Genomic DNA, 15,372 nt, shown 5'->3' on the forward strand with positions numbered 1-15,372 from the left:
GTAATTACATGAATTTTCGTCTTGGTTATAAATTAATTATTCTTTTGTGTTTTAAAGCTTTTTCAACAAAATTGATGAGTAAGCCTTATTTTTCATGAGTTGCCTCCATGAAATTTGTTTTTGTGTGCAATTTGTTTTTAATTCAAATCATTGGTGTACTGGGAAGCATAGTATTTTTGGTAATCACCAGAAGTTACGTTCTCCAGCCAGTCTTTATTCTCCAAAAACCAGTCAATAGTTTTTCCTAAACCTTGTTCGAAAGTTACTGATGGTTTCCAGCCCAGATCTTTGTTGAGTTTGGAAGCATCAATGGCGTAGCGTTTGTCGTGGCCCGGTCTGTCTTTCACATAAGTGATGAGTTTTTCTGAATGACCTGCAGGATTTCCAAGTTTTTCATCCATTTGTTTGATGAGTTCTTTCACCAAATCAATGTTTTGCCATTCGTTGAAACCACCAATATTATAAGTTTCACCAGTTTTTGATTCATTAAAAATTTGGTGAATTGCTTTAGCATGATCAATTACGAATAACCAGTCTCTGGTATATTTTCCGTCGCCATATATTGGTAAGGGCTTTTCATTAATAATGTTTGAAATACAAAGCGGAATTAATTTTTCTGGAAAATGATTAGGTCCGTAATTGTTTGAACAGTTGGAAAGAATGAACGGCATTCCGTAGGTATTACCGTAAGCTCTTACCAAGTGGTCTGAAGCCGCTTTTGAAGCCGAATAAGGCGATTGCGGATCGTATGGCGTTGTTTCTAAGAAGAATCCTGTTTCGCCTAAGCTTCCGTAAACTTCGTCTGTAGAAACGTGATAAAATAAATTTTGTCTCGGCTCATTGGGAAATCTTCCGTGAGTGTGATCGGGGTTTAAAGTCCAAAATTCAATACAAAGATTCAAAAGATTGGCAGTACCGTTCACATTGGTGTTAATGAAAGCATTGGGGTCTGTAATGCTTCTGTCTACATGGCTTTCTGCGGCTAAATGTACCACAGCATCCGGATTGTATTTTTCAAAAACTTTTCTTAATTCTTCGGGTTTTGTAATGTCTGCTTTTTCGAAAACATAATTGGGTTCGTTTTCGATATCTTTTAGGTTTTCTAAATTTCCGGCATAGGTTAAAGCATCAAGATTGATGATCTTCGAACCTGGATTGTTTTTTACAAATTCACGAACTACGTGTGAACCAATGAAACCGGCACCTCCGGTAATGATAATATTTTTCATATTGCTATGCTTTTTCACAAATCTTCTTTGTGTTGAACCACATTGTGGATTGTTTAATCGTTTTTTTTACCAAAGTTTTGCATGAGACTGTCTACATTGAAGAATAAACAGGTTTCTGCATTTCAGTTTTTACTCCGGCTCTTTGTGTTGGGCTATTGTAGAACCGTTTTTCTTCCTATCGACTTATAGAAAAACCCGTTCTGCTCAGGAGTTTCCAGAGGGAACATATTTCTGCCGTCAAAAATCGCTTTGTTTTTGAGTTTTTCACCTAAAATTTTAAAGTTAGGATTTTTAAATTCTGGCCATTCAGTAGCAATGAAAAGGGCGTCTGCATTTTCTGCTGCATCATACATCGTTTTGGCGTAAGTGATTTTGTCGCCCAGAATTTTTCTTACATTAGCTTCAGCAATAAGATCGTATGCTACTACTTTAGCTCCTTTTTGAAGAAGTAATTCTATATTATCTAAAGAAGAAGCTTCTCTGATGTCGTCTGTATTAGCTTTGAAGGCAAGGCCCCAAAAGGCAATTGTTTTTCCCTCTAAGCTTCCGCCAAAGTATTTTTCAATTTCTGAAACTAAAATTACTTTTTGAGAACTGTTGACATTTTCGGTAGCTTCAAGAATTTGAAAATTAAAATTTTCATCTTTCCCAGATTTAATTAGAGCTTTCACGTCTTTCGGGAAACAGCTTCCGCCATATCCTATTCCAGGAAACAAGAAACGGTGTCCTATTCTGTCGTCACTTCCCATTCCAAGGCGTACTTTATCTACATCTGCACCTACTTTTTCACAATAGTTGGCGATTTCATTCATGAAGGTAATTTTTACCGCTAAGAATGAGTTGGAGGCATATTTCGTTAATTCAGATGATTTCTCATCCATAAATATAATAGGAATTCCTGTATTAGTGAAAGGCTGGTAGATTTGCGCCATGATGTCTTTTGCTCTATCAGAACTTGATCCTACAACCACTCTGGCAGGATTCATAGAATCTTCCACGGCAAAACCTTCTCTTAAAAATTCAGGATTAGAAACAACATCGAAGGGAATTTGAGTTTTGGAAGCAATTACTTCCGAAACTTTGTCTGCCGTTCCCACAGGTACGGTGCTTTTATTAACGACAACTTTGTAATCTGTCATCATTTCGCCAATGTCATTGGCTACTTTTAATACATAGGAAAGGTCTGCAGAGCCGTCTTCACCCGGAGGCGTGGGCAGTGCAAGATAGATAACTTCACTTTTGTCTAAAGCTTCCTTAAGATTGGTAGTGAAAAAAAGTCTTTCAGACTGTATATTTCTAAGGAACATTTCTTCAAGATTGGGTTCGTAGATAGGAACAATTCCTTGTTTCATGCCTTCTACCTTTTTTTGGTCGATATCCACACAATAGACCGAATTTCCCAGCTCAGCAAGTGTGGTTCCTGTAACCAAGCCTACGTATCCTGTTCCTACAATAGTAATATTCAAAATTATATGTTTTTAATAAATTTTCGACAAAAATACTAAAAATACTCACACTGTCTTTTAAATTAATGATAAGTTGATGAAATGAAAAATAGAATGATGGTATTTTAACAATTATATTTCGTTGCACAATTTATCTTGAAGTTGGATTTAGCTGCATTTAATTTCACACCTTTTTGCTCAGAAAGTAAAAAAAAAAGCATTAGCACAAAAAAAATCACTTTTAGCTTCAATAGTTTAGGCGAGAGATGTAAATAAAACAGGTGTCTTATACTACCAATTATCAGTTGTCGTAATTCCGCCATCCGTCCACAACCATTCAATTTTTTGATAGTTGAACGCTATTTCTTCGTATTCTGCAAGGTTCACAAGATCAGGGTTTTTATTATTTGGCATCCTGAATTTAATGTCTACTACACAGGCATTGGTTAATTTTATCGTATAATGTTGTCTTTCTTTATCAATTCCGGTATTGGCAGATTTTTGGGGAGTCCAAAATTGAAGTTCAAACTCGGTAATCAGTTCGTTGTTGACTAGGGAATTGTACAAAAGAGGGGTTGCTTTGTCTAGTTCTTTCGTTATTATTAAAGATTTGTGTATTCGCTTTCCAGTAGCCAATCCGGTTGTGGTGTCTCGCGGAGAAGTAATGTCGTGGTTTGCGGCAATCACTAGAATTTTGTTTTCTCTACCTTTATGTGTTACAGAGCCTTTAATTTCGCCCTGTTTTTGACCTTTGAGTTTTAAATACGCATTAAGTGCCATTTTGTGAGGTATTAGTTTTAGTAAAAATAAGTATAAATTACTGATAATGCAATTGTTATTTTAGTAGTATTATCAGTAATTTGTAATCTTTAAAACAATTTAAACTGAAGGTTTGTGAGCTTAAAACAGGAGTTGGTAAAAAATCAACATCATATCAATCTGATTATGAGTCTTATTTGCATTTTCTCAAAAATTGTCTTATATTTGCCAAAGATTTACGGGAAAAATGAGAAGGCTTCGAGAAGAAAGCCTTTTTTCGTACTGTAAACCATTAGTATAACGTATGGAGTTTAGAAAAAAAATTGAAGACTTATTAAACGAGTTTCTCTCAACCAGAGAAGACCTTTTTTTAATTGATTTAAAATTTTCAGCCGGAGACGATATCACGGTAATTCTTGATGGCGATAATGGAGTGTCTGTGCAGGATTGCCTTGATGCAAGCCGTGCAATAGAATTCAACATGGATCGTGAAGAGCATGATTTTAGCCTTCAGGTAATGTCTGCAGGATTGAGTGAGCCTTTGTCTACACCGCGACAGTTTCAAAAAAACATTGGGAGAGAAATTGAAGTGATGTTTGAGAATTCAGATAAAATTGAGGGCGAGCTGGCTAAAGTAGATGAAGAAAAAATAACATTGGTTCTTCGCTACAGGAAACCCAAAGAGGTTGGTAAAGGCAAAGTAGATGCTATAGAAGAAAAAGATATTTCGTACAGCGAGATCAAAAAAGCATTGGTGGTAATTAAATTTTAACTAAAGTAAGAGTGAAATCAAAACGAAAAAGGTTTGTATAAAACTTAAAAGATTTGCTTTACATTTTTACATTTTATAAAAATAATATAGATGGATAATATAGCGTTGATTGAATCATTTGGTGATTTTAAAGACGAAAAAGGGATCAGTAAAATTGATCTGATGGCAATTATTGAAGATGCTCTGAAAACTCTTTTGAGAAAAAGATTTGATTCTGATGACCATTTTGATGTGATTGTAAATCCTGATAAAGGAGATTTTCAGATTTTTTTGAATAAAACAATCGTGGAAGACGAAATGTCTGAAGATGATGATCTTGAAATTGAAATTTCTGAAGCAAAAAAGATTGATCCTACATTTGAAGTAGGTGAAGATTTTACAATGGAAATTCCTGTTGCGCAATTGGGAAGAAGAAATATTCTTACCCTAAAGCAAATTTTGGCGACAAAATTACAAGAACACAACAACGCAATGCTTTATGACCAGTTTAGAGATCGTATTGGCGAAATAGTAATCGGAGAAATTCATCACATTCGTCACAAACACGTTATTCTTTTGGATGATGAAGGAAATGAATTCATACTTCCAAAAGAAAATCAAATCCCTGCCGACTTCTTTAAAAAAGGAGAAAACATCAGAGCAATTGTAGAAAGTGTAGATTTTAAAGGTTCTAAACCGCAAATTATTATTTCAAGAACAGCGCCTAAATTTTTAGAAAAATTGCTTGAGCTTGAAATTCCTGAAATCCAAGATGGAACAATCATTCTTAAAAAAGTAGTGAGAATTCCTGGAGAAAAAGCAAAAATCGCCGTAGATGCCTACGACGACAGAATAGATCCAGTGGGAGCTTGTGTAGGTGTGAAAGGTTCTAGAATTCACGGAGTTGTAAGAGAATTGAGAAACGAAAATATCGACGTAATCCAATGGGCGAAGAATCCTGAACTTTTGGTAAAAAGAGCTTTAGGTAACGTAATCATTAATAAAATAGACATCAACGAAGAAACCAATTATGCATTGGTTTATACTCCAGTTGAAGAAATTTCTAAAGTGATTGGTAAGCAAGGACAAAACATCAGGCTGGCTTCTTGGCTGAGTGGCTTCGAAATTGATGTTTACAGAGAGGCTAGTGAAGATGATGACGTAGAATTGAGAGAATTTGACGACGATATCGAAGCATGGGTATTGGAAGAATTCAGAAAGGTGGGTCTTACCACAGCGAAATCTGTATTAGATAAAGATACACAGACTTTACTGAATATGGTGGATCTTGAAGAAGAAACAATTGAAGAAGTGAAGAAAGTTCTTAAGGAAGAATTTGAAGACTAAACAATAGTTTATAAATCTTTATAAAAAGTAGAAATTACTTTAATTTTAAAAATTAGAAAACAGTAAAAATATTAGATGCCAAAAATTAGATTAAATAAAGCGGTAAAGGAATTCAATATTTCAACATCCAGATTAGTAGAGTTTTTACAGTCGAAGGGTATTGAAGTTGAAGCCAATCCTAACGCTCAATTAGAAGAAGCGGCATATTCTGCATTGGAAGCTGAGTTTGCCAAAGATGGCGAGCAGAGAAAAGCTTCCCATGAGGTGGTGATTACCAAAGTACCAGAAGAAAAACTGGAAATAGAGGAAAAGAAAACCCCTGAAGTAATAAGAGCTAAATCAAACAGACCTGAAACTAAAATTTTAGGTAAAATAGATCTGGAAGGTAAAAAACCTGAGCCAGAGACTGTAGTTCCTGAGGCACCAAAACCAGTTGAGGTAGAGCAGCCTAAAGAAATTCCGGTGCAAAAAACAACCCCGGAAAAACAGGAATTTAAAGTTCTTGATAAAATTGATCTTTCACTAATCGAGTCTAAAAGCAGACCCGTAAAAAAAGAACAACCTAAACAAGAAGAAAAGAAAGTAGCTGAGAAACCGGCAGAGCCTGTAAAAGAAACTCCAAAACCAATTGAAGTAAAAGCAGAAGTGAAAGCAGAAGTGAAACCAGTTGAAACAAAACCGGTTGAAGTGAAGGTAGAAGAGCCAAAACCCGAAACTCCTGCTGAACCTGAATCTCAAAAAATTGAGACGGTTTATCAAAAATTAGACGGGCCGAAAATTGTAGGTGAGAAAATTGACTTAACTCAGTTTGCTCCGAAGCAAAGTGCTGCGGCTAAGAAAAAGAGAAAAAGAATTGAAAAACCTGGTGGCCCTAATCAAAATACAGGAAACAACCAACAAGGTGGAAATAATCAGGGTGGACAAAACCGTCCTCAGGGTCAGAATGGCCCAGGAGGAAACCGTCCTCCAGGACAAGGTGGTCCTCAAGGAAATAGACCTCCGGGACAAGGCGGCCAAAACCGTCCAGGTGGTCCAGGTGGAAACAGACCTCCAGGACAAGGCGGACAAAACCGTCCGGGTGGACAAGGCGGCGGAAACCGTTTCGGAAACAACAACAGACCTGGGCAAAGAACTATGCCTGTAGAGCTCACAGATGAGCAAGTTAAAAATCAGATCAAGGAAACCCTTGAGAAATTAACCAATAAAGGAGGTAAATCTAAATCTGCTAAACATAGAAAAGATAAGAGAAGTTACCGTAGAGAGCAAGACGAACGTCAGCAAGAAATTGACGCAGCAGACAGAACATTAAAAGTAACCGAGTTCATCACAGTTGGTGAATTGGCAAGTTTAATGAACGTTTCTCCTACAGAAGTTATTTCAGCTTGTTTTTCTCTAGGAGTAATGGTTACCATGAACCAAAGACTAGAAGCTGATACCTTATTATTAGTAACAGACGAGTTTGGTTATAAAATAGAATTCTCAGATGCTGATCTTGAAGATACAGAAGCTGATGATGAAATAGATACAGAAGATACTCTTGTTTCAAGAGCACCAATAGTAACGGTAATGGGGCACGTAGACCACGGTAAAACTTCATTGTTGGATTACGTAAGAAAAACCAACGTTATCGCTGGTGAATCTGGAGGAATTACCCAGCACATCGGGGCATACAATGTGAAACTAGAAAATGGTCAAAGAATTACATTCTTAGATACACCTGGTCACGAAGCATTTACAGCAATGAGAGCGAGAGGTGCACAGGTTACAGATATTGCAATTATCGTAATCGCTGCCGATGATGACGTGATGCCTCAAACAAAAGAAGCAATCTCTCATGCACAGGCTGCGGGTGTACCAATGATTATTGCAATCAATAAGGTTGATAAGCCGAATGCAAACCCAGATAACATCCGTCAACAACTTTCGGGAATGAATATTCTTGTTGAAGAATGGGGTGGAAATGTTCAAGCTCAGGAAATTTCAGCTAAAATGGGTAACAATATGGATCTTCTTTTAGAAAAAGTATTGTTACAGGCAGAAATGCTAGAATTGAAAGCTAATCCTGAACGTGCTGCCAATGGAGTTGTAATTGAAGCATCTTTAGATAAAGGTAGAGGTTATGTGGCAACAATGTTGGTACAGTCTGGAACTTTAAAAGTTGGAGATTATGTAGTAGCAGGAAAAAACCATGGTAAAGTAAAAGCTTTGCTAGACGAAAGAGGTAAAAATCTTGAAGAAGCAGGTCCTTCTATTCCGGCAACAATCTTAGGATTAGACGGAGCACCTACAGCAGGGGATAAATTCAGAGTTTACGCAGATGAAAGTGAAGGTAAAGCAATCGCTAACAAGAGAGAGCAGTTACAAAGAGAACTTTCTATCAGAACCAAGAAACATACGACACTTGAAGAACTGGGTAGACGTATTGCTTTAGGAGAATTCAAAGAATTGAACATCATCTTGAAAGGTGACGTGGATGGTTCAGTAGAAGCACTTTCTGATCAATTACAAAGGTTATCAACAGAAGAAATCAGTGTCAACATTCTTCACTCAGGTGTAGGACAGATTACTGAATCTGATATCAACTTAGCTGCAGCTTCAGATGCAATTATTATCGGCTTTAATGTAAGAGCTGGTGCTAATGCAAAAGAATTGGCAGACCGTGAAGAAATCGAGATCAGAACTTACTCTATTATCTACAAAGCAATTGATGAAGTAAAAGAAGCGATGGAGGGAATGCTTTCTCCGGAAATTCAGGAGCAGGTAATTGGTAACGTAGAAATCCGTGAGGTATTCAAAATTTCAAAAGTAGGTACCATTGCAGGTTGTATGGTTCTTACCGGAAAAGTAACCAGACAATCTAAGATCCGTTTATTGAGAGATGGTATTGTGAAGTTTGAAGGCGAACTTGAAAGTTTGAAACGTTTCAAAGATGACGTAAGAGAAGTTACAAAAGGATACGAATGTGGTTTAAACCTTAAAGGTTATAACGATATTGAAGAGAATGATATTCTAGAAGTATACGAAGAAGTAGCAGTGAAGAAAAAGCTTAAATAAGCTATTTAATGCATAAATAATTGAACCCCACTTTCTCAACGGAAGTGGGTTTTTTAGTAAATATTTCTAATTTAGAACAAGTCTAAACAAAAATTTTAATATTAGTTAATTTATGTTAATGTTAATGATATTGAATGTATTATTAAAAGAGTCACTCAAATACTTAATCTATATTAAATTATAAACAATATATTAACTAAATGTTTGTTTAAATAATGATTTTATTCACATATTGTTGATAACTAAAGTTTGGTAAGTTGGCAATTTTTAACATATTTGCAAAAGTTAAATATTAAAATTTGTTAATATGAATGTGAAATTAAAAGTGTTAAGTGTTGGTGTAATTTTTTTTATAGCCAACTCTTTACAAGCTCAAAGAAAAAGAGATACTCTGTCTAGCGAGCAAAAGATTGAGGAAGTGGTTATTTTGGGTTACAGTAAAACTACAACGAAAGCGAAAGCTACTGTAGCTTCTACAACGGTAAGTGCTGAGAATTTTGAGAATCGTCCCAATATTTCATTTTTAAGCTCATTACAAGGAGCAGCACCAGGTGTACAAATTAACCAATCTTCAGGTTCGCCAGGTTCTGGTAGAACAACTGTGCTAATCCGAGGTTTATCGTCGTTATCAGCTTCTAGTGATCCATTATACATTATTGATGGTCTAGCAACATCAGGGTCGGAATTTAGAAACTTGAATGCAAATGATATTGAATCTGCGAGTGTTCTAAGAGATGCGGCAGCTACCTCTGTTTATGGTAGTAGAGCTGCGGGTGGAGTTATTATTATTACTACTAAGTCTGGTAGGTATAAAAGCCCACTAAAATTTTCTTATGATGCTCAAACTTCATTTTCGAGCTATCCAGATAGTAAGTATAATCCGGCAAATGCAAAACAATTTTTACAGGTACAGAAAAATTTTGGAGCGGGAGGTCTAGGTACTACGCTTACGCAGGATCAGATTAATAATTATGCAATTGATACTGATTGGAATAGAGAGTTTTTCAGAGTGGGTGTTACTCAACAGCATAATGTAGGTATTACTGTAGGAGGTGAAAATTCCAGATTCTTTTCTTCATTAGGATATCTCAATAGCGAGGGGGCTATAAAATCTACAGATTTTCAAAGATTTACATTTAGAAATAATCTTAATGGAAAATCCAAAGATGGAAAATTCGAATATGGTGTTAATTTAGGTTTAGGGTATTCTAAAAGAAATCAGCTAGATGAAGAAGAAAACTCAGCAAATATAAGTAGTAATTCATTACAAAATGTATTATTTGGAGGTATTTTGAGTGACCCTTCTATGAAGCCATATTATTTCAGTAATGGGCAAGATATGTATAATCAATTAGGTGGGAACAGTGCTGCATTTAGACCTTATGTACTTTATGATAACGTAAAAGGAGGTGTTCGAAATAGATATACACAAACAAGTGTTACTTCTAACATTAATGGAAAGTATAAATTAACACCATGGTTGTCTGTAGGTAACAGAACGGGTCTTGAATTCAAAGAAAATGACAGGATTTTTGCGAGAGATCCTCGCGGGTATCTTTCAGTAGTAGTTGCCGCTAATGCAGGAATACAATTCGGTGGTTCAGAAACACAAAGTAATATAAAAGATTTTACTTTTAACTCAGTTACAGATTTAACATTTAACAAAGCCTTTGGTAAGCATTCAGTTACTGCTTCTGTATTCTTTGATTATTTAAAGGCTCATTACATGTCTAAATCATTTACACAAAATGGTTTAAATCCACTCAACTGGTCATTCGGAGCAGGCACAGGTTATATACCTTTCAACCAAGCCACTCCTACAATTTATAATCCATCAGTTGGTGCTTTAAAAATTAATGCAGGTACTCTTGCTTATGTTGCTACTTTAGATTATGATTATGATGGTAAATATGGGGTAACTGGTACTTTGAGGAGAGATGGCTCTTATCGTTTCTCTCCGGAAAATAGATGGGATAATTTCTACGCAGTTGCTGCCAGATGGAATATTGACCAAGAAGATTTTATGACAGATTCTAACTTTAAATTATTAAAATTAAGAGTTTCTCGAGGTACGCAAGGAAATCAGAATGTAGGACAAGCAGCCAATAATACCAATTTACTATTTTTAAATCCTACGTTGGCTTTAACGATTGATGCTTCTAACACTGGTTATCAAAATTTACCGGGTTATACGCTTTCAGCACTTGGAAATGCAGGTCTTAGATGGGAGCAGATCACTCAGACAAACGTCGGTTTAGATTATAATTATAAAAATATTATTGAAGGTACTGTAGATTTGTATGAAAAGAGTACATCTGATATGTATACTAATATAAATCTATCTGGAACCACTGGTCAGCAAACACTGCTAGGTAACTTTGGTAAAATGAAAAATAGAGGTGTTGAAGCTTTAATTAAAGCTAATATATTTAACAAACCCGACTATAAGCTTTCTGTATATGTAAATGGATCATATAATAGAAATAAGATTATAGACATGTCTAACCAAGATCTAAGTGGAGATAACGTAAATGCGATAGGACAAGTTGCAGCACAATGGAATTTATATCATTATGTGGGAGTAAACTCAGCAACGGGTGAGCAACAATTCCTAGATGTAAACGGAAACATTACTGAGGCGCCTACTTCAAACGATAGAAAGCTTACCGGTAAATCTATTTACGCTCCATATACAGGTGGATTTGGTTTAAATGCTAATTATAGTGGTTTCTTTGCTGATGTAATGTTTACATTTCAGGCTGGAGCTTGGTCTTATGACAACTTGTATTCTTGGATGATGAATCCTAACTATGCAGCTAATGGTTTGAATGTTTCAAGTGATTTATTAAACTCTTGGACTCCAACTAATACAAATACAGATATACCAAATTTGAAAGCGGTTAACATTGGAAGCTCAGGTTCTTCTGATAGATTCTTGTATAAAACAGATTTTATAAGATTAAAGAATGTATCAGTGGGTTATGCTTTCACAAAACAGCAATTACAAAACTTACCAATAAAAGGATTGAAAATTTTTGCACAAGCAGAAAATCTCTACACTTGGACGAATTGGAAAGGGTTTGATCCAGAACCTGTAAGAACATACTCATTGGGTATCTATCCAAATTCAAAAACAATTTCCGTAGGTGCTAATGTTGAATTTTAAAAATTAAAAAAAAATGAAAAGAATAATATTAAGTTCAATACTTGGATTAAGTTTATTATCTACGTCTTCTTTGCTTAACAGTTGTCAGGATGCTATAGACGTTGAACAGCCAGGTATTATAACAGATGAGGTTGTATTTACAAGTGCTTCCAATCTAAACTCTTATTTGATAGGGGCTGTATATGCTAGTATGGAACCAAGTTATGAGATGTATGTTTCAGCAGTTATTAGTGACGAGGTTAAACCAGGAAGAGGAAGTGGCGGACAAGAGTTTCAGCTTCACAGATTTTTTTTAGATAACACAGATTCTTACACAAGATCAATCTGGTATCAAAATTATAGAGTAATTAACAGAGTAAACAGACTTTTAGAAGGAGCTGAAAATTTTACTCCTCCTGCGGCTGATGCAGCTTTATATAATAGGGTTATAGCACAAGCAAGAGCTATAAGAGCATATAGCTACTTGCAATTAGAAACGTATTTTTCTACAGATATGACTAATCCTTCTGCTTTAGGAGTGATTTTATCAACATCTGTAGCAGAGTCAACTGATAAAAAGCCAAGATCTACCAATCAGCAGATTTATGATCTTATAAATAGTGACTTGGATTACGCAAGAAGTATTCTTACTTACACTACAGACAGATATTATGTAGATAAAGGATTTGTTAATGCTGTATCAGCGAGATTTAATTTGTATAGAGGAAATACAGTTTTAGCTAAACAATATGCCCAAGATGTAATTACCAATTGTGGATATGGTCTTTCATTAGCAACGCCAATTACTACAGGTTCTAGCGGTGCAATTGGTACGGCAACATGGAACTCTGCTTTTTATGCTACTGCATCTTCATTTAATCCTTACAGAAATATGTGGACAGATAATGCTAGAGGTGAGTCAATTTTTTCTTTAAATAGACTTGCTAATGGTGTGGGTGTCTCTGTAGGAACATATTATAATACAAATGCATCTAATTTTAGCGGTGTAAATATGTGGAACTGGGGTAGAAATCTTTTTAACTTATTTAACGTTGATGGAGATGTAAGAAAATTTGCTTATGTAGATCCAACTTCTGTTGTAGATCCAAACTATATGACTAGTGCTGATCCTAGAAATACTGACGTTTTAGTTGTAGATAAGTATCCAGGTAAAACAAGTACAACAACAAGAAATGATCTTAAGTTATTTAGACTTTCTGAAATGTACTTTATCTTGGCAGAAAGCTCAGTGCCTTCAGATCTTACAGCTGCAGCAGGATATGTTCAATCAGTAAGAGCCGCTAGAAATTATTCTGGAACAGCTACAACTCCAGTGTACACAAGCCCACAAGTTGCTTATGCGGATATTTTGAAAGAAAGAAGAATAGAATTGGCATTAGAAGGTCATAGATATATAGATTTAAAACGTCTTGCTAGCAAAGCAGGGGTGACGATGGATAGAAATCAGACAGATGATATCGTTACGGTTTCAAATTTAGCAAATGGAAGCCATAAGTATACGTTGCCAATTCCTCTTGCTGAAATAACAGCAAATCCTAATGCGCAACAAAACCCTGGTTACTAAACGAATCATATTTTTGAATTATTTTTTATACCGCCCTGCAATATTTTTGCAGGGTTTTTTATTGCGCTTTATTTCTTATTTTTGTCTCGTCAATCTTATCAGAAAAGATTTGATTTTAAATTCAATGAAATACATATTTCTCTTAATTATATTATTTTGCTCAAATCTACACGCACAAATTGTGAAAGATACATTAACGAGCGCGAAAGATGCAGATACCATTATCGTAGACTCTGGTAAGAAAGATTCTATGCAGATCTTTAAACCTACCATCAACGATTACCTCATACAAAAACAGTGGGCTGAGAAAAAAATCTTTGATACGGTGATGACTGCTGATAAAACCTACATCTTTTCACAATACAACAACAAAGATAATTTTGGAAAAGTACAATTTTCAAATATAGGTGCAGGCTTTAATCCGTTATCTTATGAAGTGATGGCTGAACAAAATTTAGCATTGCTTCCATCGAATAAAGGTTACAATCTTTTAGCAGCAGAAGATGTACTTTATTATGACGTCAAAACCCCAACCGCATCTTTCATTTATCACAATGCAATGCGAAACGGAGCCGCTCTACGTTCTACCTACACTCAGAACATCGGGAAAAGATTTAATTTTGCTCTAGAATACGCCGGTCTTCGCTCTCAGGGGATTTACAGAAACTATTTGGCATCCAATAATAACACTATTTTCTCGGGTCACTATGTTTCCAAAAGCGGTAATTACGAATTATTTGCACACTACCTACATCAAAATGTCAACAATCAGGAAAACGGGGGCATCGTAGATGACGATCTTTTCCAGGCAGGAGATTCAGATTATAGCAATAAATGGAATGCACAGGTTAATCTTGAAAATTCAAGTTCACAGTTTTCTTACCGAAGATATTATCTCAGTCATCAGTTTTCACCTTTTAATTCAGAAAAGTTTCCATTTAGAATAAGACATACGCTGTCTCACCAAGGGAACAAATATTATTACACACAAGGGGGCGCCGATGCTTATTGGTACGACCTTCCTGCACAAATAGTCAATGATTTTCCTGCTTCTACCAAAAAATATTCCGATAACTTCAGTAATACTGTAAGTTTGGTTTTTGATAATGCTAAATTTAAATTAGATGCAGGTGTAAAATACCAAACGTTGAAATTTGGTTTAAACGAAATTGCGCTGTCCACTTTATCTGTTCCAGCAGAAATGAAGGAAAGCAGAATCGGAGCAGTGGGGAATTTGCAGGTCAATCTTTTTGATAAAATTGCTTTAAAATCATTCTTAGAATTCTCCAACGGAAGTCAGTTTGGGAGTTACCTCAGAACAGCAAACGCATTGAAATTCGAGCCTGTGCAAGATTATTTCGTGGATGCTCATGTTAATTTTCAGACTTCCACACCTTCTTTCAATTATTTGGCAAATACTTCAATCTACAGAAAATACAATTATTATCTTCAGGATGCCAAAAGTCAGGCAGTGATGGATATTGGAGGAAGTGTAAATCTGAAATGGTTCAAAACACAGATCTTCGCCAATTATTACAGAATAGACAACTACACTTACTTTAATTCAGACGGACAGCCCATGCAGAGTGAAGGTTCGGTGAATATTTCGCAGATTGGTGGTGATGCAACATTCAGTTATGGTAAATTTCATTTCAATACAAGATTACAATTTCAAGATGTTTTGTCAAACGGAAATCTTTTGCCATTACCAAGTTTTATAGGTCGTGGAAACCTTTACTTTCAGTCGAGAGCATTTAAAAATGCGGCAGAAATTCAGGCAGGCATTAAAGTGTATTATTTCACCAAATTTGCATCTAGAGAATATTTCCCAATAGTAAATGAATATATTCTTCCAGGGAATAACTCTTTTTCAATCGGAGGAAAACCAATTGCCGATGTGTATTTTAATATGAAAGTTAAAAAAATGTTTTTCTTCATAGAGGGTCAGCAAATTGGCAATCTCGTTGCACCCAACACAGCTTACGCGTTTCCACATTATCCAGTGTATGATTTCAGGTTAAATCTTGGGGTCGTATGGTATTTGTTCAACTAAAAAC

Annotated in this window: 9 protein-coding genes; 6 read left to right on the forward strand and 3 right to left on the reverse strand. The window is 35.6% G+C overall.

Annotated elements, in window-relative coordinates:
* Positions 1-137 precede the first annotated feature (137 nt).
* The 3 genes from rfbB to tssD form a co-directional block, all read right to left on the reverse strand.
* Positions 138-1,229: a dTDP-glucose 4,6-dehydratase gene (gene rfbB / locus BW939_RS02465; protein WP_076449452.1), complete on the reverse strand. Its 1,092-nt coding sequence runs from the start codon at positions 1,227-1,229 to the stop codon at positions 138-140.
* Positions 1,230-1,381: 152 nt separating this feature from the next.
* Positions 1,382-2,695, reverse strand: coding sequence for a UDP-glucose dehydrogenase family protein (locus BW939_RS02470; protein ID WP_076449454.1), 1,314 nt, complete (start codon positions 2,693-2,695; stop codon positions 1,382-1,384).
* 270 nt (positions 2,696-2,965) lie between these two features.
* Positions 2,966-3,454, reverse strand: coding sequence for a type VI secretion system tube protein TssD (gene tssD, locus BW939_RS02475; protein ID WP_076449456.1), 489 nt, complete (start codon positions 3,452-3,454; stop codon positions 2,966-2,968).
* Positions 3,455-3,737: 283 nt separating this feature from the next.
* Between tssD and rimP the strand changes: the two genes are divergently transcribed.
* The 6 genes from rimP (at position 3,738) to BW939_RS02505 (ending at position 15,368) form a co-directional block, all read left to right on the forward strand.
* Entirely contained in the window at positions 3,738-4,205 is a 468-nt protein-coding gene (rimP, locus tag BW939_RS02480; RefSeq protein ID WP_076449458.1) for a ribosome assembly cofactor RimP, read from the forward strand.
* Between the two features lie 90 nt (positions 4,206-4,295).
* Complete coding sequence (gene nusA, locus BW939_RS02485) at positions 4,296-5,531, forward strand: transcription termination factor NusA (RefSeq protein ID WP_076449460.1); 1,236 nt, start codon at positions 4,296-4,298, stop codon at positions 5,529-5,531.
* A 75-nt stretch (positions 5,532-5,606) separates the two neighbouring features.
* Positions 5,607-8,585, forward strand: coding sequence for a translation initiation factor IF-2 (infB, locus tag BW939_RS02490; RefSeq protein WP_076449472.1), 2,979 nt, complete (start codon positions 5,607-5,609; stop codon positions 8,583-8,585).
* Positions 8,586-8,892: 307 nt separating this feature from the next.
* Entirely contained in the window at positions 8,893-11,751 is a 2,859-nt protein-coding gene (locus tag BW939_RS02495; RefSeq protein WP_076449474.1) for a SusC/RagA family TonB-linked outer membrane protein, read from the forward strand.
* Between the two features lie 13 nt (positions 11,752-11,764).
* Positions 11,765-13,315: a RagB/SusD family nutrient uptake outer membrane protein gene (locus tag BW939_RS02500; protein ID WP_076449476.1), complete on the forward strand. Its 1,551-nt coding sequence runs from the start codon at positions 11,765-11,767 to the stop codon at positions 13,313-13,315.
* 124 nt (positions 13,316-13,439) lie between these two features.
* Entirely contained in the window at positions 13,440-15,368 is a 1,929-nt protein-coding gene (locus BW939_RS02505) for a putative porin (RefSeq protein WP_076450111.1), read from the forward strand.
* Positions 15,369-15,372 lie beyond the last annotated feature (4 nt).

The organism is Chryseobacterium piscicola, assembly GCF_900156685.1.
Taxonomy (GTDB): Bacteria; Bacteroidota; Bacteroidia; order Flavobacteriales; family Weeksellaceae; genus Chryseobacterium; species Chryseobacterium piscicola.